The organism is Nonomuraea sp. B208 (assembly GCF_057536035.1).
The window spans coordinates 337,401-362,876 of sequence record NZ_BAAJOU010000030.1 but is presented as its reverse complement, the minus strand read 5'-3'; the positions used below and the strand labels follow the sequence as shown (position 1 = coordinate 362,876).

Below are 25,476 nucleotides of genomic sequence, written 5' to 3'. Positions count from 1 at the left end.
GGGCACATGGTTGCTGAGGGCGAGCTTCTCTGGGAGCCGGGCGAAGAGGTGGCCGCGCGGGCGAGGCTGACCCGCTACCTGGAGTGGCTGGGCAGGACGGGCGAGGACTACGAGAGCGTGTGGCGCTGGTCGGTCGAGGACCCGGCCGCGTTCTGGACCTCGATCTGGGACTACTTCGAGGTGATCGGCGAGCGCGGCGACGGGCCGGTGCTGTCCGGCGCGATGCCCGCCGCCCGCTGGTTCGAGGGCGCCACGCTCAACTACGCCGAGAACGCGCTGCGCCGCGACGAGGGCACCGCCGTGATCTTCGTCTCCGAGGACGGCGCCCGCCAGGAGCTGACCTTCGCCGAGCTGCGCGAGGAGGTCGCCCGGGTACGGGCCGGGCTGGTCCGGCTGGGCGTGCGGCGGGGCGACCGGGTGGCCGGCTACCTGCCGAACATCCCGCAGGCCCTCATCGCCTTCCTCGCCACCGCCTCGCTCGGGGCGATCTGGTCGGCCGGCTCCCCCGACTTCGGGGTGCCGAGCGTCGTCGACCGGTTCAAGCAGATCGAGCCCAAGGTGCTCATCGCGGTGGACGGCTACCACTACAACGGCAAGAGCTACGACCGTTCGGCCGCGGTCAACGAGATCGCCGCCGCGCTGCCCACGCTGCGGGCCACCGTCTGGATCCCCTACCTGGCCGCCGCCGGGGACGGCCGGGCGCCGCAGCAGGCCGAGCCCACGCCCCCGCACACCCTTGAGGTGCCGCACGGCGAGGTGATCGGCTGGGAGGGGCTGCGGGCGGAGGCCGCGCCGCTGGAGTTCGAGCGGGTGCCGTTCGACCATCCCCTGTGGATCCTCTACTCCAGCGGCACGACCGGGCTGCCCAAGCCGATCGTGCACGGCCACGGCGGCATCGTGCTGGAGCACCTGAAGTCGCTCTCCTTCCACCAGGACCTGGGCGAGGGCGAGGTGTTCTTCTGGTACACCACCACGGGCTGGATGATGTGGAACTACCTCGTCGGCGCGCTGCTGGTGGGGGCCACGGCCGTCCTCTACGACGGCGCGGCGACCCATCCCTCCCCCGCCGCGCTGTGGCGGATCGCCGCCTCGGAGGGGGTGACGTACTTCGGGACCGGGGCGCCGTACATCATGGCCTCGCTCAAGGCCGGGATCGAGCCCGAGGGGCTGGAGCGGCTGCGCGGGGTGGGCTCCACGGGCTCGCCGCTGCCGCCCGAGGGGTTCGCGTGGGTGGCAGGCGCGCTGCCGGGGGTGCCGGTCGGGTCGTTCTCCGGCGGCACGGACGTGTGCACCGGCTTCGTCGGGGCCACCCTGCTGCACCCGATCAGGGCGGGCATCATCCCGTGCCGGTCGCTGGGGGCGAAGGTGGAGGCGTACGACCCGGCGGGCAAGCCCGTCGTGGGCGAGGTGGGCGAGCTGGTGATCACGCAGCCCATGCCGTCGATGCCGGTCATGTTCTGGAACGACCCCGCCGGCGAGCGCTACGCCGAGAGCTACTTCGACGTCTATCCCGGCGTGTGGCGGCACGGCGACTGGATCAAGGTGAACGAGGACGGGAGCTGCGTCATCTACGGCCGCTCCGACTCCACGCTCAACCGCGGCGGCGTACGGATGGGGACCAGCGAGTTCTACCGGGTGGTCGAGCGGTTCGAGGAGGTCGCCGACAGCCTGGTGATCGACACGGGCCAGCTCGGCCAGGAGGGCCGGCTGCTGCTGTACGTGACGCTGGCCGAGGGCGCCGAGCTGACCCCGGAGCTGGAGCGGGCGCTGTGCGGCGCGCTGCGGCAGGAGCTGTCGCCGCGCCACGTCCCGAACGAGATCAGGGTGGTCCCCGGCATCCCGCGCACGCTGTCGGGCAAGAAGCTGGAGGTGCCGGTGCGCAAGATCCTGCTGGGCGCCCCGGTGGAGCAGGCGGCCAACCCGGACGCGATGGCGAACCCGGAGGTGCTGCGGCACTTCCGGCCGTGACCCTTGATCGACTATTGACGTGCCGCCATCCGCTGAAATAACGTCCTGGCACACCGCTTAAAACGATTTTTCGCGGGATGGCGGCATGAAAGACACACCCGTCCTGTCCCTCTTACAGGTGAGCAAGGCGTTCGGCGCGGTCCGCGCCGTCCGCGAGGTGTCGCTGGAGCTGCGCGCCGGCGAGGCGCACGCCCTCGCCGGCGAGAACGGCGCGGGCAAGTCCACGCTGGTGAAGATCCTGTCCGGCGTGCACCGCCCCGACTCGGGGCGCATCCTGCTCGACGGGGAGCCGGTCGAGTTCGCCGGCCCCGCCGACGCCCAGCGGGCCGGCGTCGCGGTCATCTACCAGGAGCCGACACTGTTCCCCGACCTGTCGGTCATGGAGAACATCTTCATGGGCCGCCAGCCGCGCGCCCGCCTCGGGCTCGACCGGCGGGCCATGCGCGCCGCCACCGCCGAGCTGTTCGGCCGGCTCGGCGTGCACCTCGACCCCGACCGGCCGGCCCGCGGCCTGTCCATCGCCGACCAGCAGCTCGTCGAGATCGCCAAGGCCCTGTCCAGGCAGGCCAGGGTGCTGGTCATGGACGAGCCGACCGCCGCGCTGTCCGGCCAGGAGGTCGCCCGGCTGTTCGGCGTGGCGGGGACGCTGCGCGAGCAGGGCGTCGCGCTGCTGTTCATCTCGCACCGGCTGGAGGAGATCTTCGAGCTGTGCCAGCGGGTGACCACCCTCAGGGACGGCGCGCTCGTCGCGACCGACCCGATCGGCGACCTCACCCCCGACGACCTCGTACGCCGCATGGTCGGCCGCGAGCTTGCGTCCCTGTTCCCCAAGCAGGACACCACGGCCGGCGAGGTCGCGCTCAGCGTGCGCCGGCTCACCCGCGAGGGCGTCTTCACCGACGTGTCCTTCGAGGTGCGGCGGGGCGAGATCGTCGCGCTGGCCGGGCTGGTCGGGGCCGGGCGCAGCGAGGTCGCCAGGGCCGTGTTCGGCATCGACCGCTGGGACGCCGGCGCCGTCGAGGTGGACGGCAGGCGGCTGCGCCCGGCCCGGCCCACAGCGGCCATGGCGGCGGGGCTGGCGCTGGTGCCGGAGGACCGCCGCCAGCAGGGCCTGGTCATGGACCTGTCCATCGAGCGCAACATCGGCCTGGCCGGGCTGGCCGCGCTCCGCAGGGGGCCGCTGATCTCGCGCCTCGCCGAACGGGAGCGGGCCAGGGACTGGGCGGTGCGGCTGCGGCTGAAGTTCGCCCGGCTGGGCGACCCGGTGAACGTGCTGTCCGGCGGCAACCAGCAGAAGGTGGTGCTGGCCAAGTGGCTCGCCCGCCGGCCGTCGGTGCTCATCGTGGACGAGCCCACCCGCGGCATCGACGTGGGCACCAAGGCCGAGGTGCACCGGCTGCTGTCGGAGCTGGCCGCGAGCGGGGTGGCGGTGCTGATGATCTCCTCGGAGCTGCCCGAGGTGCTCGGGATGGCCGACCGGGTGCTCGTCATGCACGAGGGGCGGCTGGTCGCCGAGCTGGACCGGGCGGAGGCGTCCGAGGAGAGCGTCATGGCCGCCGCGACAGGAAGGGGCCGCCCGTGAGCAGTGCTGCGAGCGCGGGCCGGGGCGGTGGGCGGCGGCTCGTGGACCGGGTGGCGCGGGTGCGCGAGCTCGGCATCGTGGTCGCGCTCGGCGCGCTGTTCGCCGTCACCGGCGCGGCGAACCCGAGCTTCCTCAGCTACGGCAGCATCCGCGACATCCTGCTCAACTCGGCCATCGTCGCGCTGCTCGCCGTCGGCCAGACGCTCGTCGTCATCACCAGGAACGTGGACCTCTCGGTCAGCTCCGTCGTGGGTCTGTCGGCGTTCGGCGGCGCGCTGGTCCTGGCCGATCACCCCGGCGTGCCGGTCCCGCTGGTCATCGCGGGCTGCGTGGCGCTCGGCGCGGCCTGCGGCGCGGTCAACGGGCTGCTCGTCGGCGCGGCCAGGGTGCCCGCCCTGGTGGCCACCCTCGGCACCCTGTACGCCTTCCGCGGCATCGACTACGCCTGGGCCGGCGGCCGTCAGGTCAACGCCGCCGACATGCCGGAGGGCTTCCTCGCCCTCGGCACCCGCTCGGTCCTCGGCGTCCCGCTGCCCGCGCTGATCGCCCTGGCCGTGCTGCTCGCCGTCGGCTGGATGCTGCGCAACCTGCGCTCCGGCCGCGAGCTGTACGCCATCGGCTCCAGCCCCGAGGCGGCGGTGCTGGCCGGCATCCGGGTACGCCGCCGCGTCCTCACCGCGTTCGTCGCCAACGGCGCGCTCGCCGGGCTGGCCGGCGTGATGTGGGCCGCCCGGTTCGGCACCGTGGACGCGACCGTCGCCACCGGCAAGGAGCTCGACGTCATCGCCGCCGTCGTGGTCGGCGGCGTGGCCATCTTCGGCGGCAGCGGCACCGTCTACGGCGCCGCGCTCGGCGCCGTCCTGCTCGCCTCCATCACCAGCGCGCTCGCCGTGCTCCGGGTGGACGCCCTGGCCCAGACCGCGATCAACGGCGCCCTGCTGCTGGCCGCCATCGTCCTCGACCGCCTGCTCGCGCTGCGCGTGGCCGCCGCCCTGCGCCGCCGGAGGTCGCCATGAACGCCGCCGGAGGCGACAGTGAACACTGACGCGCTGCGCCGCTGGGAGACGTTGATCGCCGTGCTGCTGGCCGGGGTCGCGGTGTGGGCCTCGCTCGGCGTGGACGGCTTCGCGAACGACTCCAACGTCTCGTTCCTGCTGCTCGACACCACCGAGATCGCGCTCATGGCGCTGACCATGACGCTGGTGATCGTGGCGGCCGAGATCGACCTGTCCGTGGCCTCCACGCTCGGCCTGTCCTGCGCGGTGCTCGGCGCGCTGTGGAACGCCGGGCTGCCGATCGAGGCCATCATGCCGATCTGCCTGCTGGTGGGCGCGGCGTGCGGGGCGGTCAACGGGCTGCTCGTCACCCGGCTCGGGCTGCCCTCGCTGGCGGTCACGATCGGCACGTTCGCGCTGTTCCGCGGGCTCGCGTACGTGATCCTGGGCGACCAGGCGGTGGCCGACCTGCCGCCCGCCTACACGGGCCTCGCCACCTCCTCGATCGGGCCGGTGCCGCTCGCGACCGTGCTGGTCGCCGTGCTGGCCGTGGTGGCGGCGCTGGTGCTGCACGCGACCGGACTCGGCCGGTCGATCGTGGCGATCGGCGCGAACGTCGAGGCGGCCTACTTCTCCGGCATCCGGGTCAAGCGAATCAAGCTCTGGCTGTTCGTGGCCTCCGGGGTCATGGCGTCGCTGGCGTCCCTGATCTACACCTTCCGCTACGCCAGCGCCCGCGCCGACAACGGCATGGGCCTGGAGCTCGCGGTGGTGGCCGCCGTGCTGCTCGGCGGGGTGTCGATCTTCGGCGGGAAGGGCACGCTGCCCGGCGTCCTGATGGCGGTGCTGCTGCTCGGCGTCGTACGCAACGCGCTGATCCTCGCCGACGTGGCCAACGAGGTGCTCAACTTCGTGACGGGCCTGCTGCTCGTCGCCTCCGTGCTGGCGCCGAACCTGGGGGCGGCCCGGCGACGGCGCACACCATCACCAGTGGAAGGGAAGTCCGTTTCATGACAACGCGCACCCCTTGGCGTCCCGTGGCGCTCCTCGCCGGGCTCGTGCTGCTGACCAGCGCGTGCGGCGGCACCACCAAGAGCGATGTCCAGCAGCAGCAGTCGTCCGCCCCGGCCGGGACGGCATCGTCCGCCCCGGCCGCCGATCCCGACGCCCCGCTCAAGCAGGGACTGAAGATCGCCTTCCTGCCGAAACAGGTCAACAACCCGTACTTCACGATCGCCGACAAGGGCGGCGTGGACGCGGCCCGGGAGTTCGGCGGCGAGGGCAAGGAGGTCGGCCCGTCCGACGCGAGCGCGTCCTCGCAGGTGTCCTACATCAACACGCTGATCCAGCAGAAGCAGGACGCCATCGTGATCTCGGCCAACGACCCGAACGCCGTCGTGCCCGCGCTCAAGCAGGCCCGGGCCGCAGGGATCAAGGTCGTCAGCTACGACTCCGACACCGCGCCCGAGGGCCGCGACATCTTCGTCAACCAGGCGAGCGCCGAGGACCTGGGCCGTACGGAGGTGCAGCTCCTCGCCAAGCAGCTCGGCAACAAGGGCAAGATCGCGATCCTGTCCGCCACGCCGAACGCGACGAACCAGAACACCTGGATCGAGTTCATGAAGGACGAGCTGAGCAAGCCCGAGTACAAGGACATGGAGCTGGTCAAGGTCGCCTACGGCAACGACGACGACCAGAAGTCCTTCACCGAGACGCAGGGGCTGCTGCGCTCGTACCCGGACCTCGCGGGCATCATCTCGCCGACGACCGTGGGCATCGCGGCGGCGGCCCGCTATCTGTCGGACTCGCCGTACAAGGGGAAGGTGAAGCTGACCGGGCTCGGCACGCCGAACCAGCTCCGCAAGTTCGTCAAGGACGGCACGATCGAGGCGTTCGAGCTGTGGAACCCGGCCGACCTCGGCTATCTCGCCTCGTACGCGGCCGCCGCGCTCGCCTCCGGGCAGATCACCGGCGCCGAGGGCGAGACGTTCAAGGCGGGCAAACTGGGCGACTACACGGTCGGGGCCAAGGGCGAGGTGCTGCTCGGCAAGCCGACCGTGTTCGACAAGTCCAACATCGACGACTTCGACTTCTGACCGTCACGGCCGCGCGGCACGCGTCACGGCTGCCGGCCGCGCGGCACGACCAGGCCCGTCTCGTACGCGGCGACGACCGCCTGCGTCCGGTCGCGCAGCCCCAGCTTGTTCAGCACCCGGCTCACGTGCGTCTTGACCGTCTCCTCGGTCACCACGAGCCTGGCGGCGATCTCGGGGTTGGACAGGCCCTCGGCGACCAGCCTCAGGACCTGCGTCTCGCGCGGCGTGAGCGTGCCCAGCGCCGCCACGGGCGCGCCGGGACGCGGGCCCATGCGGGCGAACTCGCCGATCAGGCGGCGGGTGACGGCCGGGGCCAGCAGCGCCTCGCCGGCCGCGACCACGCGCACCGCGTCGAACAGGCGCTCGGCGGTGACGTCCTTCAGCAGGAAGCCGCTGGCGCCGGCGCGCAGGGCGTCGTAGACGTACTCGTCGAGGTCGAACGTGGTCAGGATGAGCACCCGGGGCCCGCCGGGGCCCGCCAGCTCCCTGGTCGCCTCGATGCCGCCCATTCCGGGCATCCGTACGTCCATGAGCACGACGTCCGGCTTCACCTCGCGGCAGATCCGCACCGCCTCCAGCCCGTCGGCGGCCCGGCCGGCCACCTCGAAGTCGGGCTGGGTGTCCAGCAGCTCGCCGAAGCCCGTACGGACCACCAGGTGGTCGTCGGCGATGACGACCCTGATCGGCGCGCTCACGCGGCGCTCTCCCTGCCCGGCAGGACGGCCCGGACGAGGAAGCCGCCGCCGGGCGCGGGGCCGGTGACCAGCTCGCCGCCCACGGCCGCGGCCCGCTCCCGCATGCCGGCGAGCCCGTGGCCGCCCTCTCCGTCGAGCGGGCCGGGGCCGTTGTCCCTGATCGACAGCCGCAGGCCGGCGCCGGTGTAGTGCAGCTCCACGTCCACGGCCGCGCCGGGCGCGTGCCGCCGCGCGTTGGTCAGCGCCTCCTGCACGATCCGGTACGCCGCCAGCTCCACCCCCGGGTCCAGCTCGGCCGGCGCGCCACGGAGGATGAGCCGGGTGGCCGCGCCGGACGCCTCGCGGGAGCCGTCGAGCAGCTCGTTCAGCTCGTGCAGGCGGAGGCCGGGCTGGGGGCGCCAGGACGCCTCGGTGCCGTCGTCCTCGCGCAGCACGCCGAGCAGGCGGCGCATCTCGGTGAGCGCCTGCCTGGCGGTGTCGCCGATGGCCAGCAGCCGCTCGGCCCCCGCCTGCGGCATCCCGGGGACGGCCAGCCGCGCGGTCTCGGCCTGGACGGCGACCAGGGAGATGTGGTGGGCGACGACGTCGTGCAGCTCGCGCGCGATGCGCGCCCGCTCGCCGCGGGCGGTGTGCTCCAGCAGGTCGCCGGCCGCCTGCCGCCGGGCGGCGGTGTGCGCGCCGGCCGTGGCGCGGGCCGCCCGCGCGATGCCGCCGAGCGCGGCGACCGGGGCCAGGCAGGCCAGCACCAGGACCAGCTCCCCCACCGGGATCCCAGCCGCCGGAAACCCCGCCGAGGAGCCCTCCGCCACCGCAAGCCCCACCGCTGGGAGCCCCGCCACCGGAAGCCCCGCCACCGGGAGCCCCGCCACCGGGAGCCCCGCCACCGGGAGCAGGGCCAGCGCCGGGAACGGGGCCGCGAGCGCGAGCGCCGGTCCGGTCCGCCCGTGCCGCCCTGCCCGGTAGAGCGCGATCACCTGGGCCACCGCCCCGGCGACGGTCAGCGTGTGGAACGCCCCCACCGACAGCACGGCCGCCGCACCGCCCACGGCCGCCGCGATCATCGGCTGCGCCGCGAGGAGCGGGAGCGGCAGGGTGGTGGCGAGCGCCAGCAACGGCAGCACCAGCAGACGGAGCGGCCCCCCGTGGCCACGGGACCACGCCATCTCACCGGCCACGTCCTCCGGAGGCGGGGCCGACCCGTCGGCCAGGAGGCTCTGGGACGACGCCGGCCCCCCGGCCGGGACACTGACCGACCAGCTGCCGGCGATCGGCTGGCCGGCGAGCACTTCCACCACCGCGACCAGGGCCAGCAGGAGCCCGAGCACGACCAGCGCGCGACGGCGGTCCGCGCCGCCGTCCACCGGCCGCGCCCCCCACAGAACGCCCAAACCCTGCCCGATCGCCACGAACCCCATTGTCACCGCCCCACCGCGCCCCCCGCATCCCTCACACGAGGGACCTCATGTAGCCCCCGAAGATCGCTCACGTGCGTGACGACCCCGCCCCGGCCCGCTCCCTAGCTTCGTAACCGTGGAAGCAACCATCGAAGTCTCCGGCCTGCGCAAGCGGTACGGCTCACACCAGGCCCTGGACGGCATGACCTTCACCGTCCACCCCGGACACGTCACGGGCTTCGTCGGCCCGAACGGCGCGGGCAAGTCCACCACCATGCGCGTGGTGCTCGGCCTGGACGCCCCCGACGAGGGCCACGCCCTGGTGGGCGGGCGCCCGTACCCGAGCCTGCGCACCCCGCTCCGGCACGTCGGCGCGCTGCTGGACGCGGCCGCCCTCCAGCCGGGCCGCACCGGCCGCCACCACCTCCTCTGGCTCGCCCACTCCCAGGGCCTCGGCGCCCGCCGGGTGGACGAGGTGCTGGAGCTGGCCGGGCTCGGCGCGGCGGCCCGCCGCCGGGCGGGCGGCTACTCGCTCGGCATGCGCCAGCGGCTCGGCATCGCCGCCGCGATGCTCGGCGACCCGCCGGTGCTGCTGCTGGACGAGCCGTTCAACGGCCTCGACCCCGAGGGCATCGTGTGGATGCGCGGCCTGCTCCGCGCCCTCGCCGCCGAAGGGCGGGCGGTGCTGGTCTCCAGCCACCTGATGAGCGAGCTGGAGGACACCGCCGGGCACCTCGTGGTGGCGGGACGGGGGCGGGTGGTGGCGGACACCAGCGTGGCCGACCTCATCGCCCGCGCCTCCGGCGGCCGGGTACGCCTGCGCACGACCGCCCGCGAGGCGGCCATGCGCGCCCTGGCCGAGGCCGGTGCCACGGTGACCGTGCAGGACCGGGAGACGCTCACCGTGGACGGGCTGGCCGCCGAGCAGGTCGTCCGGCTGCTGGCGGCGCGCGAGGTGCCGTTCGCGGAGGTGGCCGCGCACCGGGCCACGCTGGAGGCGGCGTACCTGGACCTGACCAGGGACGCCGTCGAGTACCGAGGGGCGGCCCGATGACCGCGACCGCCCCCTACCACTCGCCGCTCGGCACGGCCGGGCGCGACGGGTTCGCGCGGCTCGTCCACGCCGAGTGGACCAAGTTCCGCACCGCCCCCGGCGGGCCCGCGGGGCTGGTGCTCGCGGCGCTGCTCGTCGTCGGGCTCGGCCTGCTGTCGGCGGCCGGCAGCCACGCCTCCTGCTCGAAGGGGCCGGTCGAGGTGCCCTGCCCGGTCCCGCCGCGCGGCCCCGGCGGCGAGGCCGTCGAGGACAAGTTCTTCTTCGCCCACCAGCCGCTGCGCGGCGACGGCTCGATCACCGTGCGGGTGAGCGCGATGTCGGGCCGGATCCGCCTCCCCGACGCCGTCCCCGGGGTCAGGAACGTCGCCGCCGCCATGACCCCGTGGGCCAAGGCCGGCCTCATGATCAAGGCGAGCACCCGGCAGGGGGCCTCCTACGCCGCCGTCATGGTCACCGCCGAACACGGCGTCCGCATGCAGCACGACTTCACCGAGGACGTCGCCGGGCTGCCCGGCAAGGTCACCCCGTCCACCCCCCGCTGGCTGCGTCTCACGCGGGCGGGCGACACGGTCACCGGCGAGGAGTCGGCCGACGGCGTCCAATGGACGAAGGTCGCCGCCGTCCGCCTGCCGGGGCTGCCGGAGCGGGCCCGCATCGGCCTGTTCGCCGCCTCCCCCGGCGACGTGCGGGTCAGCGGCAACGCCGTCGGCGGGTCCACCGTCACCTCCCGCTTCGCCGAGGTCACCGCCGTCATGGACCGGCTCGACGTACGCGGGGAGGGCACCGGCGGGGCGTTCGCCCGAGACGACATCGGCGTCTCGTACGAGCTCGACGGCTCGCCGCACCACCCGGGCGGGTTCCGGGAGTCCGGCGGCACGTACACGATCACCGGCGTGGGCGACATCGCCCCCCTGACCGTCGGCAGCACCGTCGAGAACACCCTGGCGGGCGCGATGTTCGCGCTGGTCGCCGTGATCGTCGTGGGCGTGCTGTCGGTGACCGCCGAGTACCGGCGCGGGCTCATCCGCACGACGCTGCTGGCGAGCCCGCGGCGCGGACGGGTGCTCGTGGCCAAGGCCGTGGTGGTCCTGGCCGCGACCTTCGCCGGATCGCTCGCGGCCACCGCCGTCACGCTGCCGCTCGCCGAGCGCGTCCTCGCGGGCAACGGCGTCCACCTCCTGCCGGTGTCCGCGCTGACCGAGCTGCGGGTGGCCGCGGGCGTGGCGGGCGTGCTGGCGGTGAGCGCCGTGCTCGCCCTCGCGTTCGGCGCGCTGCTGCGGCGCGGCGCGGCGGGGGTCATCGCGGCCGTCGCGGCGGTCCTGGTGCCGTACGTGCTCGCGACCACGTCCGTGCTGCCCGAGCCGGTCGCGGACTGGCTGCTGCGGGTGACGCCCGCGGCGGGCTTCGCCGTCCAGCAGAGCATCCCCGAGTACCCGCAGGTGTTCGGTCATCACGCGCCCGCGGGCGGCTTCTACCCGCTGCCGCCCTGGGCCGGGTTCGCCGTGCTCTGCGGGTACGCGGCCCTCGTGCTCGCCCTCGCCGTACGCCGCCTGAACAGGGAGGACGCGTGAGGCGGGCGACGCTCGCGGAGTGGACGAAGCTCCGCACCGTGCCGGGCCCCGCCGGGCTGCTGGCCGGGACGGTCGTGCTGACCGTCGCCCTGGGCGCGCTCACGGCCACGGTCGTCCGCTGCGAGGCGGCCGGCTGCGGCCACGACGCCACCCGGCTGGCCCTGACCGGGGTGCAGCTCGGCCAGGCCCTGGTCGCCCTGCTGGCCGTGCTGGCGGTCTGCGGCGAGTACGGCAGCGGCATGATCCGCACCAGCCTGGCCGCGGTGCCGCGCAGGGGCGTGCTGCTGGCCGCCAAGGCCGCCGTCGTCACCGGCCCGGCGCTGGCCGCGGGGACCGTCGCGGTGCTCGGGTCGGTGCTGGCCGGGCGGCTGCTCCTGCCGGGCAGCGGCTTCACCCCGGAGCACGGCTACCCGCCGCTGTCGCTGCTCGACGGCCCCACCCTGCGCGCCGCCGCCGGGTCGGTGCTCTACTTCGGCCTGGTCGCGCTGCTCGGCGTGGGGATCGCGGTCGTCGTACGCGAGCCGGCCGCCGCCGCGGGGGTCGTGCTCGGCCTGCTCTACCTGTTCCCGCTGGCGGTGCGCCTGGTCGCCGACGAGGACGTCCAGCGGCTGCTCTGGACGGTGTCGCCGGTGAACGCGGGCCTCGCCGTGCAGGCCACCACGGACGCCGCCGCGCTCCCGCTCACCCCGTGGGCCGGTCTCGGCGTCCTCGCCGCCTGGGCCGCCGCCGCCCTCGCCCTGGGCGCCCTGGCGCTGCGCAGCCGCGACGCCTGATGAGAACGCCTAGTCGGCCGCCGACTTCACCCGGGCGGTCAGCTTGCGGTGCGCGGCGGAGCGCAGCACATCGTTCGCGCGGCTCACCGAGGCCGTCGGCGCCTCGGCCAGGTAGCCCTTGGCCTGCTTGAGCTTGAGCAGCCGGGTGACCGACTGGTCGAGGCGCCGCTCGCTGATGCGGCCCGACTTCACCGCCGCCAGCACCGCGTCGTAGGCCTTCGGCAGGTCGTTGGGCATGAGCAGCAGGTCGGCCCCGGCCAGCACGGCGCGCACGGCGATCTCGCCGTCGTTGTACTTCTGGCGCACCCCGGCCATGTTGAGCGCGTCGGTGGAGATCACGCCGTCGTAGCCGAGCTTCTGCCGCAGCAGCCCGGTCAGGATCGGCTTGGACAGCGTCGCCGGGTCGCCCGACGGGTCGAGCTTGGGGAAGACGATGTGGGCGCTCATGACGGCGTCCACCCCGGCCCCGATCGCGGCCTTGAACGGCGGCGCGTCGATGCGCTCCCACTCGGCCCTGGTGTGCTTGATCACCGGCAGCCCGGTGTGACTGTCCACCGAGGTGTCGCCGTGGCCCGGGAAGTGCTTGGCGGTGGCCGCCACGTCCGCGTCGGCGAAGCCCTTCACCGACGCCGCCACCATCTTGGCCACCCGCTGCGGGTCCTTGCCGAACGCCCGCGACCCGATGACCGGGTTGCGCGGGTCGATGTTGACGTCGGCCACCGGCGCGAAGTCGAGGTTGACGCCGAGCGCCCGCAGCTCCGCGCCGGTCGCCGCGGCGACCTTGCGCGCCCACGCCGGGTCCCCGGTCGCGCCGATCACGGACGCGCCGGGGAAGTCGGTCATGAGCGCCGACATGCGCGAGACCAGGCCGTTCTCCTGGTCGGTGCCGATGAGCAGCGGGACCTCCTTCGAGGCCCGCTGCAGGCCGTTGGTCAGGCCGACGACCTGGGAGACGCCCTTGACGTTGTGCGGGAACAGGATCACGCCGCCCAGGTGGTAGCGGGCGATCACCTTGGCCGGGGTCGGGGCGCCGTAGCGGGCCTGGTTCTCGCCGGAGGAGGAGGCGGCCGTGGTGCCGTAGAGGACCGGCATGAAGAGCTGGCCGACCTTCTCCTCGACGCTGAGCCTGGCCAGGGCCCGCGCGACCGGGTCGGACTGCGACGCGGACGGGCTCGCGCTCGGGCTCGCGCTCGGGGCGGGCGGGGCGGCCTTCCCTCCCGTCGGGGTCGCTCCCGCCGTGCCGCCGCCTCCGGCGCACGCGGTGAGAGCGATCACGAGCAGGCCCGTCGTACCGAGTCGTCGTCGCAGCATGACTCCAAAGGTATCCAGAATCTAGACACCGAGACGCCCGAGCGCGGGCAGGTACGCCCGGGCCGCGGCCCGCGCCTCCACCGCCGTGACCGCGTCCCGCGCGGCCTCGGCGGCCAGCCGGCACTCGTCGAAGGTGTGCGCGGCCAGCGCGGCCCGTACGGCGGGCAGCGCCCCGGCCCCCATCGACAGCGTCGTGGCGCCGAGCCCGACGAGCACGCAGGCCATGGCGGGGTCGGCGGCCGACTCGCCGCAGATGCCGCACGCCTTGCCCGCCTCCCGCGCGGCCGTCGCGGTCAGCGCGACCAGGTCGAGCAGCGCGGGCTGCCACGGGTCCTGCAGCGCGCTCACCGCGCCGAGCTGGCGGTCGGCGGCGAAGGCGTACTGGGACAGGTCGTTGGTGCCGATCGAGACGAAATCCACCGCGCTCAGCAGGTCGCCGGCGCGCAACGCGGCCGACGGGACCTCGATCATCACGCCGGCCTGCGCGATCCCGCGCGAGCGGCACGCGCGCGCGAACCACTCGGCCTCCTCGGCCGTGGCCACCATCGGCGCCATCACCATGAGGTCGCCGGCCGCGGCGAGCGCGTCGAGCTGCGCCTCCATCACCTGCGGGAACCGGCGGAACACGCGCACCCCGCGCTCGCCGAGCGCCGGGTTCGGCTCGGGCGGGACCGGCAGGAACGCCAGCGCCTTGTCCGCGCCCGCGTCGAGCGTGCGCACGATCACCTTGCCGCCGGGGAACGCCCGCGCCGCCTCCCGGTAGGCCGGCGCCTGCTCCTCGGCCGTGGGAGCCTCGGTGCGGTTCATGAACAGGAACTCGGTCCGGTAGAGCCCGACGCCCTCGGCGCCCGCGGCGACGGCCGCGTCCAGCTCGGCGGGGCCGCCGATGTTGGCGAGCAGCGGCACCGGATGGCCGTCGGAGGTCCGGCCCGGCCCTTCGGCCTGCGCGTACGCGGCCCGGCGCACGGCGTTCGCGCTGACCGCCTCGGCGACGTCGGCCTCGGCCGGCTCGACGCGTACCTCGCCCGAGGTGCCGTCGGCCAGCACGCGCGCTCCCGGCCTGATGGCGGTCGCACCGGGGCAGGCGACGACGGCGGGCACGCCGAGCGCCCTCGCCAGGATCGCCGTGTGGCTGGTGGGGCCGCCCTCCTCGGTGACGAAGGCGGCCACGTGCTCGCGCACCAGCAGCGCGGTGTCGGCAGGCGCGAGATCGCGGGCGACCAGCACGTACGGCTCCGCCGGCGCGCCCTGGAGGCTCGGCATCGCGATGCCGTAGAGCACAGCGACCACCCGGTCCCTGACGTCGTCGAGGTCGGCGGCCCGCTCGCCGAGGTAGCCGCCGGACCCGGCGAGCACCTCCCGGTAGCGGGCGAACGCCTCGTAGACGGCTCTCGGGGCGGCCAGGCCGCGCTCGATCAGCGAGCGCACCCGCACGACCAGGCCGGGGTCCTCGGCCATCAGCGCCTGGGCGACCAGGATCTCCTCGGCCTCGCCGCCCGCACGGTGGCCGCGTGCCTCCAGCTCGCCCGCGACCTGCGTGAGCGCGGTGATCGCGCGCTCCTTCTCCTGCTCCGCCTCGCCGGTGTACGTTGCGCCCTCGGGGGGTTCGGGCACCGAGACGGAGAGCACATAAGCGGGGCCGTGCCCGAAGCCCGGGCTGACCCCCACCCCCCGCAGGTTCATGGCGTGCCGGCGATCTCGGCCAGCTCGTCGAGGACGTCTTCCGAGCCCTCGCCCTCCGCGCTGATCACCACGGTCTCGCCCTGGCGGACGTCCAGCGCCATGATGGCGAGGATGCTCTTGCCGCTGACCGGGGCCTTGGCACTGTTCATCTTCGCCACCGTGATGTCCATCGGGGCCTTCATGGCCCTCTGGACGAACGTCGCCGCGGGACGGGCGTGCAACCCCACCTCCGCCGCCACGGTGACCTTGCGCTCACCCATCGACTCCTCCTTCTGCCGGTCCGGACCAGTGGCCGGACGCGCGTGCGATGAACCCGCCGACCGGGGGGCGAAATCGGCGGCGTGCCTATTGTGTCGCTTTCCCGGCAGCCACGGTCCCAAAGGTCAGTCCCATCGGAAGAGCTCATCCCCCACATGCACTGCCCCCTCGGCGACGCCCGTCACCGCCCCGTTCGTCGCGTCGAGCGCCACCACGGGGCAGACCGGCGAGCGGCCGCCCGCCTCGACGGCCGCCGGGTCCCACGCGACGACCGGCTGCCCGGCGCTCACCCGGTCGCCCTCCGCGGCCAGCAGCCGGAAGCCCCGGCCCTTGAGCTGGACCGTGTCGATGCCCAGGTGCACCAGCACGCCCTTGCCGTCGTCACCGACGATGACGTACGCGTGCGGATGCAGTTTCATGATTTTTCCCGCTATGGGGGCCACGGCCTTGCCTGGCCCCCGCAGCGGGTCGATGGCCGTTCCCGGACCGACCAGGCCCGCAGAGAACACCGGGTCGGGCACGGCTGCCAGCCCCACGGCCGCCCCCTCGACCGGGGCGAGAACAGTCGTCATGGTCCTCGCCCTTAGCCGATGATGTCCTCGATGTCGCTGGCTATGGTGTCCGCCTCCGGTCCGACGACGACCTGGACCACGTTGCCCGCGGCCATGACGCCGTGCGCGCCCGCCGCCCGCAACGCGGCCTGGTCGACCTTGGTCGCGTCGTGCACCTCTGTCCGCAACCGGGTGATGCAGGGCTCGATCTCGATGATGTTGTCGGCCCCGCCGAGCCCGGCGATGATCGCGTTCACATCCGCCGCCATCCGGCCTCCCTAGCTCTTGCCGACCAGGCTAGATCAGTCCGTCTGGGTGACCTTGTTCAGACCGCGCGGCGCGTCGGGGTCGACGCCGAGCCGCCGGGCCAGCGCCTCGGTGAGCAGCTGCCCCGGCACGATGAGGCCCATCGGGGCCACCCACTCGGGCAGATCGGGACCGTTGAGCGCGGCCGTGCCGGCCCGCGCCAGCCCCTCGCCGCCACCGATCGTGTACGCCGCCGCCCCCGCGGCCACCACCCGCTCGGCCAGCGCCACCGTGCCGGGCAGCGTCGGGCTGTTCTCGGCGGCGACCAGCAGCGCCGGGGTGTCGGCGTCGACCACGGCGATGGGGCCGTGCAGCAGGTCGGCGTAGGACAGGCCCATGGCGTGCAGGTAGCAGGCCTCCTTGAGCTTGAGCGCGGTCTCCAGCGCGGTCGAGAACGCCAGGCCGCGCCCGGAGACCACCACGCCCGGCTTGTCCTGCAGCCCCTCGACCACGGCGTCCAGGTCGCCGGGCTCGTCGAGCAGCTTCTCCACCGCGTCGGGGACCCGCCGCAGGTCGTCCTGGTCCACGTCCGCGCCGAGGCCGAGGGCCAGCACGGCGAGCGCGGCGAGCTGCGTGGTGTACGTCTTGGTCGCGGGGACCGCCTTCTCCTCCCCCGCCTCGGTGCACAGCGCCACGTCGGCGGCCTGCGCGAGCGGGCTGTCCGCGCCGCCGTTGGTGACGCCGACGGTCGCCGCCCCGCAGTCCTTGGCCCAGGCCAGCGTCTCCACGATCTCCTCGGTGCGTCCCGACTGGGAGATGGCCACGGCCAGCACGCCGTCGAGGTCGAGCTTGCGCCGGTAGGTGGTGGCGATCGACGGCGCGGCCAGGGCGGAGAGCCGCCCGGCGTGCGCTTCGACCAGGTAGCGGCCGTAAACTGCTGCGTTGTCGGAGGTGCCACGCGCGATGAACAGCAGCTGGCGGGTGCGTTCGCCCACCGCTCTCACCTCGCCGATCCTGGGGAGCAGGGAGTCCAGTGTGGCCCGCAGCGCGGCCGGCTGCTCGGCGATCTCGCTGCGCATCTTCGTGGTCATCGGTGGGCTCATCCTTCAACTCGTACCGGATCGGGCTTGACCGCCTTTTGCGACCTGTGGTCTAGTCCGGACTAGACCAGTACGAACCATAGCCCATCACATGGAACGGAACGAGGGGAGGATCCCGTGGCCCACATCGACCCGGACAGCCCGGTGCCCAAATACTTCCAGCTCCGCGAGATCCTGCTGGACCTCATCGACAGCAACGAGCTCAGCATCGGCGCGGCCATCCCGTCCGAGCGTGAGCTGTGCCAGCGTTTCGGCCTGTCCAGGATGACCGTCCGGCAGGCCGTCGACCACCTCGTCTCGGAGGGCCGGCTGCACCGGGTGCCGGGCAAGGGCACGTTCGTGGCCCGGCCGAAGATCGAGCTGGCGCTGCAGCTCACCTCGTTCAGCGACGACATGCGGGCCCGCGGCATGGTGCCCGGCTCGCGCGACCTCGACCGGCGCATCGTGCGCGCCAGCGCCCACCTGGCCAAGGAGCTCGGCATCCAGCCTGGCGAGGAGGTGCACTTCATCGAGCGGCTGCGCACCGCCGACGGCGAGCCGCTGTCCATCGAACGGGCGCACATCCCGGTCAAGCTCGCCCCCGGCCTGGCCGAGCACGACCTGTCGGACAAATCGCTCTACGAGCTGCTGGAGAGCCGCTACGGTCTCGTCATGGACGCCGGTGAGCTCACCATCGACGGCGGCATCGCCGATCCGAGCGACGCCGATCTGCTGAAGCTGCCGCGCGGCGGGGCCGTGCTGCTGCTCCAGCGCCGGTCGTTCTCCGGCGGCGTCTGCGCGGAGCTGGGCGTGTCCACCTACCGCGCCGACCGCTACCAGCTCCGCACCATGCTCGAGATGCCCGTACGACGGGGCTGACGGCCCCAGAGCTCCCCAGGCTGCCGGAAGCCCGGTGCTCCCACCCCCGGAGGAACGCCCGGTGAACGAGACCGCCGCCGCCCGGCCCTCGCCGTTCGCGCGCGTCATGTCCGTGCTGCAGCGGATGGGCCGCTCGCTCATGCTGCCCATCGCCGCCCTGCCCGCCGCCGCCCTGCTGCTGCGTTTCGGCCAGCCCGACATGCTCGGCTCGAACGGCGCCGAGCCCGGCGGCCTGGCCGACGTCGCCGGCCTGTCCTGGATGGGCGCGGTCGCCGAGGTGCTGGCGGCGGCCGGCGGCGCGCTGTTCGAGAACCTGCCGCTGCTGTTCGCCGTGGGCGTCGCGATCGGCTTCGCGCGCAAGTCCGACGGCTCCACGGCGCTCGCCGCCGTGGTCGGCTACCTGGTCTTCGACCGGGTCACCAAGGTCATGTTCTTCGGCTCCGACATCAGGGACACCGTCTCGATCAAGGAGCTCCAGGCGCAGGGCGGCGTACGGGAGATCATCAACTACGGCATGCAGAACCCCACACGGGTGCTCGGCGGCGTCGTGATGGGCCTGGTCGCGGCGCTGCTCTGGCAGCGCTTCCACCGGATCAAGCTGCCCACCTGGCTGGCGTTCTTCGGCGGGCGGCGCTTCGTCCCGATCATCACCTCCATCGTGGCGCTGCTCATCGGCGTGCTGTTCGGCTGGCTGTGGCCGGTCATCGGCGAGTGGTTCCGGCACGCCGGCGAGGCCCTGACCGCGCTCGGCCCGGTCGGCACCGGCATCTACGGCCTCGTCAACCGCCTGCTCATCCCCCTCGGCCTGCACCACTTCGTCAACTCCGTGGTCTGGTACGTCGTCCCGCAGTGCGAGGTCAACGGCCATGTCCTGGTCGGCGACTGGAACTGCTACTTCGGCGGCGCCCCGCAGTCCGGGCAGTTCATGGCGGGCTTCTTCCCGGTCATGATGTTCGCGCTGCCCGCCGCCGCGCTCGCCATGTGGCGGGCCGCCCCCAGGCACCGGCGGGCCACGGTGGGCGGCATCATGCTGTCGGCGGCGCTGGCGTCGTTCGTCACCGGCATCACCGAGCCGATCGAGTTCGCCTTCATCTTCGTGGCGCCGCTCCTGCTCGTGGTGCACGCGCTGCTGACCGGCCTGGCGATGGCGCTGACCACGCTGATCGGCGGGCAGCTCGGCTTCGGCTTCTCCGCCGGCCTGCTCGACATGCTGCTCAACGCCAGCAAGTCCAACACCCAGAACGTGCCCGGCATCCTCCTGCTGGGCGTGGTCTACGGCGTGGTCTATTACGCCGTGTTCACGTTCCTGATCCGCAGGCTCGACATCATGACCCCGGGCCGCGAGCCCGAACCGGACGTCGATTCCGGCGAGACGTGAAATGTCGGCCGTGACTGCCAGGATGGCGCAATGATCTTCGACTGGCTCTCGGAGGAGAGTTACCCCCTGCTCGCGGGCTCCTACGGGCTCACCTACGTCCGCGACCTGACGCCGGAGCAGGTGACCGCCCGGCTGGGCGGCCGGCCGGAGGAGCTCGTGCCCATGACGCTCAAGGAGCTGGAGACCGAGGCCGGCCGCAGGTTCCACGACCGCGGCCACTTCTTCGGCCTCACGGCGATCGGCGACTGGACGATCGTCGTCGAGACCCTCGGCGACCTCGCCTGGTCGGAGGAGATCCTGGCGCCGCTGTCGGCCGGCACCCGCGTGGTCTCCCACGCCTACCTCGACGTCAAGGGCCTGGACAACTTCCTCTGGATCGAGGACGGGCGGCTCCGCTTCGCCTTCTACCCCCAGGAGGGCTACGCCGAGGAGGTGCCCGACGAACTGGCCGCCGTCATGCGCGAGATCGAGACCGACCACTGGCACCTCGATCCGCACGACGGGCCCGCCTTCATCCTGGCCGAGCACCTGACCGGCATCACGCTGACGCCGCAGCTCGTCCAGGACGCCGCCTACCGCTGCGCCTTCGTCCCGCGCCCTCTCCCCTCCCTGGTCACCTGATCCGTTTTCTGCCGATGCCGCAGTGGTAGGAACACCCCGATCCCCCGCAGACCGACCAGCGAGCGGGGGTGGCGATGACGGCCGTCGACTCCGGCAAGCACCCCTTCACTTCCGCCCTCGCCGTGCTGCAGCGCATCGGCCGCTCGCTCATGCTGCCCATCGCCGTCCTGCCCGCCGCCGGCCTGCTCTTCCGCTTCGGCCAGGACGACCTGCTCGGCGCCGTGCCCGGCCTGGCGCCGCTCGCGCGGGTCCTCGCCGCCGCGGGCGGCGCCCTGTTCGAGAACCTGCCCCTGCTGTTCGCCGTCGGCGTGGCCATCGGCTTCGCCCGCAAGTCCGACGGCTCCACCGCCCTCGCCGCCCTGGCCGGCTACCTGGTCTTCGACCGCGTCACCAGGACGCTGTTCTTCGACGCGGGCGAGGGCGCCGTGTACGACGAGGTCCTGCTCGTCCTCCGTGACGGCACCCGCACGATCGACGCCGGCGCGCAGAACCCGACCGGCGTCCTCGGCGGCATCGTCATCGGCCTCACCGCCGCCCTGCTCTGGCAGCGCTTCCACCGGGTGAAGCTGCCCGCCTGGCTCGCCTTCTTCGGCGGCCGGCGCTCGGTCCCCATCGTCACCGCCGTGGCCGCGCTGCTGCTCGGCGTCGTCTTCGGCCTGCTGTGGCGGCCGGTCGGCGACTGGCTGGCCGGGGCCGGCGACTGGCTGTCCGTCCACGGCGCGGCCGGAGCGGGCATCTACGGCGTCGCCAACCGCCTGCTCATCCCCGTGGGCCTGCACCACTTCCTCAACACGATCGTCTGGTTCACGCTGCCGGACTGCCGGGCCGGCGTGCGCGGCGCGACCCGGGACGCCGACGGCGACCTCAACTGCTACTTCGCCGGCGAGCAGGGCGCGGGCGTCTTCATGACCGGTTTCTTCCCCGTCATGATGTTCGGGCTGCTCGGAGCGGCCGTCGCCATGTGGCGCGCGGCCCCGCCGGAACGCCGCCCGGCGGTCGGCGGCATCCTGCTGTCGGCCGGGCTCACGTCCTTCGTCACCGGGATCACCGAGCCGCTGGAGTTCGCGTTCATCTTCGTCGCGCCCGTGCTGTTCGCCGTGCACGCGCTGCTCACGGGCGTGTCGATGGCGCTCATGGCCGAGCTGGGGGCGCGGCTGGGGTTCACGTTCTCCGGCGGCGCGATCGACCTGCTCCTCAACGCCGGCAAGTCGAACACGCACGGCCTCGGGCTCATCCTCGGGTTCGGGGTCGCGTACTTCGTCCTCTATTACGCGCTCTTCACCGTGCTCATCCGTGCCCTGAACCTGCCCACCCCGGGCCGCGAGGTTACGGCCACCCCTTAGCCCCGGCCGTTCCCGCCCGGAACCGGGGGCCCGCCGCACCAGCTTCCGGCGCCCTTCCCGGGCGAACCCGGACGTTGCCCGGCACGTACGCGAGAAGCTGGCGCGGCACGTACAACCGAGCCGGGCCGAAAACTCCTGAAGGCGTTTCCCGCGAGAAGGAGGACCCGTGTCGGCAGCCCCCCACATCCCGTACACCGACGGCGCCCTGGCCCTCAGCCCCATGATCTGGGGGCCGCCGGGCGCGGCCCCCGACGAACGCCGCCTGCGCCACCTCGGCCAGGCCCTCGCCGAGGTGCTGGCCGGTTGCCGCTCCCCCGAGACGCTGGCCGACCAGCTCACCGTCCGCGCCTACCGGCACCTCACGGGGACCGGCCTGCTGTTCAGCACCGGCCGTGCCCCGTTCGTCCGCCGGGTCCACGTGACGGAGCCGCGCGAGGGCGTCATCGAGATGTGCGTGATCGTACGCTGCGGCGAACGCGACCGTGTCCTCGCCGTCCGCCTCGAACGCCACGGCGTCCACTGGCTCTGCACCGACGTCGAGACCGCCTGAGACCGTCCCCGGACGACGGAAGGACCCCCGCCCGTCGGGGGCGGAGGTCCTTCCGTCACGTCAGCGCGCGCTCAGGCGGCGTTCCTGGGGTCGCCGTGGCACCGCTTGTACTTCTTGCCGGACCCGCACGGGCACGGCGCGTTCCGCTCCACGTTGCCGTAGGCGGCCCGCTCGGCCGGAGTCGTGCGCACCCGGGTGTGCTCGACCTCGCCCTGCTCGCCGGGCGCGGAGTATTCGAGCTCGGCCGGGCGCTCGGGCCCGCGCAGCCCGCGCGCGATGATCGAGCGGGTCTCCGCGATGACCGCGTCCTCTTCCTCCACGATCGGGTTCTCCTGCACCTCGACCTCGAGGTTGAACAGGAAGCCCACGGAGTCCTCCTTGATGCCCTCGAGCATCGCGGCGAACATCTCGAACCCCTCGCGCTGGTATTCGATCTGCGGGTCCTTCTGCGCGTAGGCCCGCATGCCGATGCCCTCGCGCAGGTAGTCCATCTCGTAGAGGTGCTCGCGCCACTTGCGGTCGAGAACGGACAGGATGACCCGCCGTTCGAGGTCGCGCATGGTCTCGGAGCCGATCTCCTCCTCGCGCCTGGCGTACGCCTCCATGGCGTTGGCCTTGACCTTCTCGCTGATCAGCTCGGCGGTCAGCTCCTCACGGCTGCCCGCCTCCTCGATGAGGTCGGCGGCGGTGACCGTGATCGGGAACAGCTCGCTGAACGCCTTCCACAGCTTGTCGAGGTCCCACTCCTCGGCGAAGCCCTCGGCCGTGGCGCCCTGGACGTAGCCGTCGATGACCTCGCCGACGAAGGCCTGCACCTGGTCGTGCAGGTCGGCGCCCTCCAGCACCCGCCGGCGCTCGGAGTAGATGACCTTGCGCTGGCGGTTCATCACCTCGTCGTACTTCAGAACTTCCTTGCGGATCTCGAAGTTCTGCTGCTCGACCTGGTGCTGGGCGGAGGCGATGGCCTTGGAGACGATGCCGGACTCGATCGGCTGGTCGTCGGGGATGTTGAGCCGGGTCATGATGACCTCGACCCGCGCCGAGTTGAACAGGCGCATCAGGTCGTCGCCGAGCGAGAGGTAGAAGCGCGACTCGCCGGGGTCGCCCTGACGGCCGGAACGTCCGCGGAGCTGGTTGTCGATGCGGCGCGACTCGTGGCGCTCGGTGCCCAGCACGTAGAGGCCGCCGAGCTCGGTGACCTCGTCGTGCTCGGCCTTGACCGCGGCCCGGGCCTTCTCCAGCGCCTCGGGGTAGGCCTTGTCGTATTCCTCCGGCGTCTCGACCGGGTCGAGGCCGCGCTGGCGCAGCTCCTGGTCGGCGCGGAACTCGGAGTTGCCGCCGAGCATGATGTCGGTGCCTCGACCGGCCATGTTGGTGGCGACGGTGACGGCGCCCTTGCGGCCCGCCTCGGCGATGATCGCGGCCTCACGCTCGTGGTTCTTCGCGTTGAGCACCTCGTGCGGCACGCCGCGGCGCTTGAGCGCCTTGGACAGCCGCTCGGACTTCTCCACCGAGGTGGTGCCGACGAGGACCGGCTGGCCGCGCTCGTAGCGCTCCTTGATGTCCTCGACCACCGCGTTGAACTTGGCGTCCTCGTTCTTGTAGACCACGTCGGCCTGGTCCTTACGGATCATCGGCCGGTTGGTCGGGATGGGGACGACGCCCAGTTTGTACGTCTGGTGGAACTCGTTGGCCTCGGTCGCGGCCGTACCGGTCATGCCGGCCAGCTTGTCGTAGAGGCGGAAGTAGTTCTGGAGGGTGACCGTGGCGAGCGTCTGGTTCTCGTCCTTGATCTTGACGCCCTCTTTGGCCTCGATGGCCTGGTGCATGCCCTCGTTGTAGCGGCGGCCGTGCAGGACGCGGCCGGTGAACTCGTCGACGATCAGGACCTCGCCCTCGGAGACGATGTAGTCCTTGTCGCGCTTGAACAGCTCCTTGGCCTTCAGCGCGTTGTTGAGGAAGCCGACGAGGTGGGTGTGCTCGGGCTTGTAGAGGTTGTCGATGCCGAGCCAGTCCTCGACCTTCTCGACGCCGGCCTCCAGGATGCCGACCGTGCGCTTCTTCTCGTCGACGATGTAGTCGCCGGTGCTCTCCTCGCCGGGGTTCTTCGCCTCGACGCCCCTGCGCAGGCGGGGCACGATCTTGGCGAACTCCTGGTACCACTTGCCGGACTGCTCGCCGGGACCGGAGATGATCAGCGGGGTCCTGGCCTCGTCGATGAGGATGGAGTCGACCTCGTCCACGATCGCGAAGTTGTGGCCGCGCTGGGCGCACTCCTCCAGCGACCACGCCATGTTGTCGCGGAGGTAGTCGAAGCCGAACTCGTTGTTCGTGCCGTACGTGATGTCGGCTTCGTACTGCTTGCGGCGCTCGTCGGGCTGCTGTCCGGAGACGATGCAGCCGACCTCCATGCCGAGGAAACGGTGGATGCGGCCGATCGTCTCCGCGTCGCGCCTGGCCAGGTAGTCGTTGACCGTGACGACGTGGACGCCCTTGCCGGACAGCGCGTTGAGATAGGAGGGCAGGGCACAGGTCAGGGTCTTGCCCTCACCGGTCTTCATCTCGGAGATGTTGCCCATGTGGAGGTTGGCTCCACCCATGATCTGCACGTCGTAGGGGCGCTGGCCCAGCACGCGGCGGGCCGCCTCGCGCACCGTGGCGAACGCCTCGGGAAGCAGATCGTCAAGGGTTTCGCCGTCCGCGTAGCGCTGTTTGAATTCGTCCGTCAGCGCGCGCAACTCCGCGTCGGACAGGCTCGTGAAGTCGTCCTCGATGGAGTTGACCTGGTCTGCGATCCGCTTGAGCTTGCGCAGGGTCTTGCCTTCGCCGGCACGCAGGATCTTGTCGAGAATGGCTGGCACTTTTGTAAAGCTCCTCGCAGGTCTACCCCGGCGGCGCCGCCAGGAGGAGAGGCCGAGACAAACTTCCCCGAGTGCCATCGTAGGCGCTTCAGCAACCAGACACAGCCACCGTGCCGACGAGGGCGCAGGACTGGTCTGGGAGAATGGGGGCAAGGCAGAGGGTATGCCGGTTGACCGCCGGCCCGCACGTATTGCGGCATAACCGGCAAAGGAAGGATTAAGCATGGTTGAGGGGCAGAAGTCGGAGCAAACGGAGGATCTCGGCAGTCACGGCGGACGGGCGTCATCGTGGCTGGCGGTGACGGTCATGCTGGCCGGAACCATCGTGGCCGGCTTCGGGCTGACCGTCGCCAGCTGGACGCTCGTGTGGATCGGCGCGGGGGTGTTCGTCGTGGGCGGCATTCTCGCCCTCGTCTTCGACATCTTCACCGACGTGGTGATCGACGCGCCGCGTGTGGGCATGCGGGCTGAGGATCACCGCTGACGTCGGCGTACGACGACCGTCGCACCGCGATCTCCGAGGCGGGCCCCTGACAGGGTGGCCCGCCTTTCTTTTTGCCCAGCCCCTTCCCCTTCTTCCTGCCTGCT

The 25,476-nt window shown here is 72.7% G+C and carries 23 protein-coding genes; 14 read left to right on the top strand and 9 right to left on the bottom strand.

Annotated features, from left to right (window positions below):
- Positions 1-6: 6 nt before the first annotated feature.
- The 5 genes from AC27IY_RS43260 (at position 7) to rhaS (ending at position 6,641) form a co-directional block, all read left to right on the top strand.
- Positions 7-1,968 carry an acetoacetate--CoA ligase gene (locus AC27IY_RS43260; protein WP_487181566.1) on the top strand — a complete coding sequence of 654 codons (1,962 nt, stop codon included), beginning with the start codon at positions 7-9 and terminating at the stop codon, positions 1,966-1,968.
- A gap of 85 nt (positions 1,969-2,053) precedes the next feature.
- Positions 2,054-3,550, top strand: a complete 1,497-nt coding sequence (locus AC27IY_RS43255; RefSeq protein ID WP_423474243.1) for a sugar ABC transporter ATP-binding protein — start codon at positions 2,054-2,056, stop codon at positions 3,548-3,550.
- On the top strand, positions 3,547-4,566 hold the full coding sequence (locus tag AC27IY_RS43250) for an ABC transporter permease (RefSeq protein WP_423443600.1): 1,020 nt from the start codon (positions 3,547-3,549) through the stop codon (positions 4,564-4,566). Before AC27IY_RS43255 ends, AC27IY_RS43250 begins: the two co-directional genes overlap by 4 nt.
- Before the next feature lie 18 nt (positions 4,567-4,584).
- Positions 4,585-5,559 (top strand): ABC transporter permease, encoded by a 975-nt coding sequence (locus AC27IY_RS43245; RefSeq protein WP_364449762.1) that lies wholly within the window; start codon positions 4,585-4,587, stop codon positions 5,557-5,559.
- The gene (gene rhaS, locus AC27IY_RS43240; RefSeq protein WP_487181565.1) at positions 5,556-6,641 is read left to right on the top strand and encodes a rhamnose ABC transporter substrate-binding protein; all 1,086 of its coding nucleotides are present in this window, start codon (positions 5,556-5,558) and stop codon (positions 6,639-6,641) included. Before AC27IY_RS43245 ends, rhaS begins: the two co-directional genes overlap by 4 nt.
- Positions 6,642-6,664: 23 nt before the next feature.
- Here the strand turns inward: rhaS and AC27IY_RS43235 are convergent, their stop codons facing one another.
- Together AC27IY_RS43235 and AC27IY_RS43230 are read right to left on the bottom strand one after the other, a co-directional pair.
- The gene (locus AC27IY_RS43235; RefSeq protein ID WP_423474237.1) at positions 6,665-7,336 is read right to left on the bottom strand and encodes a response regulator; all 672 of its coding nucleotides are present in this window, start codon (positions 7,334-7,336) and stop codon (positions 6,665-6,667) included.
- Positions 7,333-8,742: a sensor histidine kinase gene (locus AC27IY_RS43230; RefSeq protein WP_487181564.1), complete on the bottom strand. Its 1,410-nt coding sequence runs from the start codon at positions 8,740-8,742 to the stop codon at positions 7,333-7,335. Before AC27IY_RS43230 ends, AC27IY_RS43235 begins: the two co-directional genes overlap by 4 nt.
- A 124-nt stretch (positions 8,743-8,866) precedes the next feature.
- Between AC27IY_RS43230 and AC27IY_RS43225 the strand changes: the two genes are divergently transcribed.
- The 3 genes from AC27IY_RS43225 to AC27IY_RS43215 are packed head-to-tail and all read left to right on the top strand — an operon-like array spanning position 8,867 to position 12,128.
- Positions 8,867-9,784, top strand: coding sequence for an ATP-binding cassette domain-containing protein (locus AC27IY_RS43225; protein WP_364449773.1), 918 nt, complete (start codon positions 8,867-8,869; stop codon positions 9,782-9,784).
- On the top strand, positions 9,781-11,355 hold the full coding sequence (locus tag AC27IY_RS43220) for an ABC transporter permease subunit (RefSeq protein WP_487181563.1): 1,575 nt from the start codon (positions 9,781-9,783) through the stop codon (positions 11,353-11,355). Before AC27IY_RS43225 ends, AC27IY_RS43220 begins: the two co-directional genes overlap by 4 nt.
- Positions 11,352-12,128 carry an ABC transporter permease gene (locus tag AC27IY_RS43215; protein ID WP_487181562.1) on the top strand — a complete coding sequence of 259 codons (777 nt, stop codon included), beginning with the start codon at positions 11,352-11,354 and terminating at the stop codon, positions 12,126-12,128. The genes AC27IY_RS43220 and AC27IY_RS43215 overlap by 4 nt, the downstream gene beginning before the upstream one ends.
- A gap of 9 nt (positions 12,129-12,137) precedes the next feature.
- On the opposite strand, the gene nagZ is transcribed toward AC27IY_RS43215, so the two are convergent.
- The 6 genes from nagZ to AC27IY_RS43185 all read right to left on the bottom strand — a co-directional run bounded on the left by nagZ (position 12,138) and on the right by AC27IY_RS43185 (position 17,268).
- Entirely contained in the window at positions 12,138-13,439 is a 1,302-nt protein-coding gene (nagZ, locus tag AC27IY_RS43210) for a beta-N-acetylhexosaminidase (protein ID WP_423443584.1), read from the bottom strand.
- 21 nt (positions 13,440-13,460) lie between these two features.
- The gene (gene ptsP, locus AC27IY_RS43205) at positions 13,461-15,122 is read right to left on the bottom strand and encodes a phosphoenolpyruvate--protein phosphotransferase (protein ID WP_423443582.1); all 1,662 of its coding nucleotides are present in this window, start codon (positions 15,120-15,122) and stop codon (positions 13,461-13,463) included.
- Positions 15,119-15,382: an HPr family phosphocarrier protein gene (locus tag AC27IY_RS43200; protein WP_329584642.1), complete on the bottom strand. Its 264-nt coding sequence runs from the start codon at positions 15,380-15,382 to the stop codon at positions 15,119-15,121. Before AC27IY_RS43200 ends, ptsP begins: the two co-directional genes overlap by 4 nt.
- Before the next feature lie 123 nt (positions 15,383-15,505).
- The gene (locus AC27IY_RS43195; RefSeq protein ID WP_329584643.1) at positions 15,506-15,952 is read right to left on the bottom strand and encodes a PTS sugar transporter subunit IIA; all 447 of its coding nucleotides are present in this window, start codon (positions 15,950-15,952) and stop codon (positions 15,506-15,508) included.
- An 11-nt stretch (positions 15,953-15,963) separates the two neighbouring features.
- Positions 15,964-16,200 carry a PTS sugar transporter subunit IIB gene (locus AC27IY_RS43190; RefSeq protein WP_020541384.1) on the bottom strand — a complete coding sequence of 79 codons (237 nt, stop codon included), beginning with the start codon at positions 16,198-16,200 and terminating at the stop codon, positions 15,964-15,966.
- 33 nt (positions 16,201-16,233) lie between these two features.
- Positions 16,234-17,268 (bottom strand): SIS domain-containing protein, encoded by a 1,035-nt coding sequence (locus AC27IY_RS43185; RefSeq protein ID WP_344210163.1) that lies wholly within the window; start codon positions 17,266-17,268, stop codon positions 16,234-16,236.
- Positions 17,269-17,394: 126 nt separating this feature from the next.
- Here AC27IY_RS43185 and AC27IY_RS43180 point away from each other — a divergent pair, with 126 nt between their 5' ends.
- The 5 genes from AC27IY_RS43180 to AC27IY_RS43160 all read left to right on the top strand — a co-directional run bounded on the left by AC27IY_RS43180 (position 17,395) and on the right by AC27IY_RS43160 (position 22,027).
- The gene (locus AC27IY_RS43180; protein WP_344210165.1) at positions 17,395-18,135 is read left to right on the top strand and encodes a GntR family transcriptional regulator; all 741 of its coding nucleotides are present in this window, start codon (positions 17,395-17,397) and stop codon (positions 18,133-18,135) included.
- Between the two features lie 61 nt (positions 18,136-18,196).
- The gene (locus AC27IY_RS43175) at positions 18,197-19,513 is read left to right on the top strand and encodes a PTS transporter subunit EIIC (protein WP_487181561.1); all 1,317 of its coding nucleotides are present in this window, start codon (positions 18,197-18,199) and stop codon (positions 19,511-19,513) included.
- A gap of 30 nt (positions 19,514-19,543) precedes the next feature.
- Positions 19,544-20,134, top strand: coding sequence for a DUF6461 domain-containing protein (locus AC27IY_RS43170; protein WP_487181560.1), 591 nt, complete (start codon positions 19,544-19,546; stop codon positions 20,132-20,134).
- Between the two features lie 74 nt (positions 20,135-20,208).
- Positions 20,209-21,477: a PTS transporter subunit EIIC gene (locus tag AC27IY_RS43165; protein ID WP_487181559.1), complete on the top strand. Its 1,269-nt coding sequence runs from the start codon at positions 20,209-20,211 to the stop codon at positions 21,475-21,477.
- Between the two features lie 166 nt (positions 21,478-21,643).
- Positions 21,644-22,027, top strand: a complete 384-nt coding sequence (locus AC27IY_RS43160) for an Rv3235 family protein (protein ID WP_487181558.1) — start codon at positions 21,644-21,646, stop codon at positions 22,025-22,027.
- Positions 22,028-22,098: 71 nt separating this feature from the next.
- Here AC27IY_RS43160 and secA read toward each other — a convergent pair whose 3' ends face one another.
- The gene (gene secA, locus AC27IY_RS43155) at positions 22,099-24,888 is read right to left on the bottom strand and encodes a preprotein translocase subunit SecA (RefSeq protein WP_487181557.1); all 2,790 of its coding nucleotides are present in this window, start codon (positions 24,886-24,888) and stop codon (positions 22,099-22,101) included.
- Between the two features lie 223 nt (positions 24,889-25,111).
- Here secA and AC27IY_RS43150 point away from each other — a divergent pair, with 223 nt between their 5' ends.
- Positions 25,112-25,372, top strand: a complete 261-nt coding sequence (locus AC27IY_RS43150) for an HGxxPAAW family protein (RefSeq protein ID WP_344210175.1) — start codon at positions 25,112-25,114, stop codon at positions 25,370-25,372.
- Positions 25,373-25,476: the final 104 nt, after the last annotated feature.

What these genes read in the sequence shown, in the direction of transcription:
- AC27IY_RS43255 (WP_423474243.1), top strand. Translation starts at nt 2,054, where the DNA reads ATGAAAGACACACCCGTCCTGTCCCTCTTACAGGTGAGCAAGGCGTTC.
- ptsP (WP_423443582.1), bottom strand. Translation starts at nt 15,122, where the DNA reads ATGAACCTGCGGGGGGTGGGGGTCAGCCCGGGCTTCGGGCACGGCCCC.
- AC27IY_RS43200 (WP_329584642.1), bottom strand. Translation starts at nt 15,382, where the DNA reads ATGGGTGAGCGCAAGGTCACCGTGGCGGCGGAGGTGGGGTTGCACGCC.
- AC27IY_RS43190 (WP_020541384.1), bottom strand. Translation starts at nt 16,200, where the DNA reads ATGGCGGCGGATGTGAACGCGATCATCGCCGGGCTCGGCGGGGCCGAC.
- AC27IY_RS43185 (WP_344210163.1), bottom strand. Translation starts at nt 17,268, where the DNA reads ATGACCACGAAGATGCGCAGCGAGATCGCCGAGCAGCCGGCCGCGCTG.
- AC27IY_RS43220 (WP_487181563.1), top strand. Translation starts at nt 9,781, where the DNA reads ATGACCGCGACCGCCCCCTACCACTCGCCGCTCGGCACGGCCGGGCGC.
- AC27IY_RS43170 (WP_487181560.1), top strand. Translation starts at nt 19,544, where the DNA reads ATGATCTTCGACTGGCTCTCGGAGGAGAGTTACCCCCTGCTCGCGGGC.
- AC27IY_RS43260 (WP_487181566.1), top strand. Translation starts at nt 7, where the DNA reads ATGGTTGCTGAGGGCGAGCTTCTCTGGGAGCCGGGCGAAGAGGTGGCC.
- AC27IY_RS43165 (WP_487181559.1), top strand. Translation starts at nt 20,209, where the DNA reads ATGACGGCCGTCGACTCCGGCAAGCACCCCTTCACTTCCGCCCTCGCC.
- rhaS (WP_487181565.1), top strand. Translation starts at nt 5,556, where the DNA reads ATGACAACGCGCACCCCTTGGCGTCCCGTGGCGCTCCTCGCCGGGCTC.
- AC27IY_RS43195 (WP_329584643.1), bottom strand. Translation starts at nt 15,952, where the DNA reads ATGACGACTGTTCTCGCCCCGGTCGAGGGGGCGGCCGTGGGGCTGGCA.
- nagZ (WP_423443584.1), bottom strand. Translation starts at nt 13,439, where the DNA reads ATGCTGCGACGACGACTCGGTACGACGGGCCTGCTCGTGATCGCTCTC.
- AC27IY_RS43150 (WP_344210175.1), top strand. Translation starts at nt 25,112, where the DNA reads ATGGTTGAGGGGCAGAAGTCGGAGCAAACGGAGGATCTCGGCAGTCAC.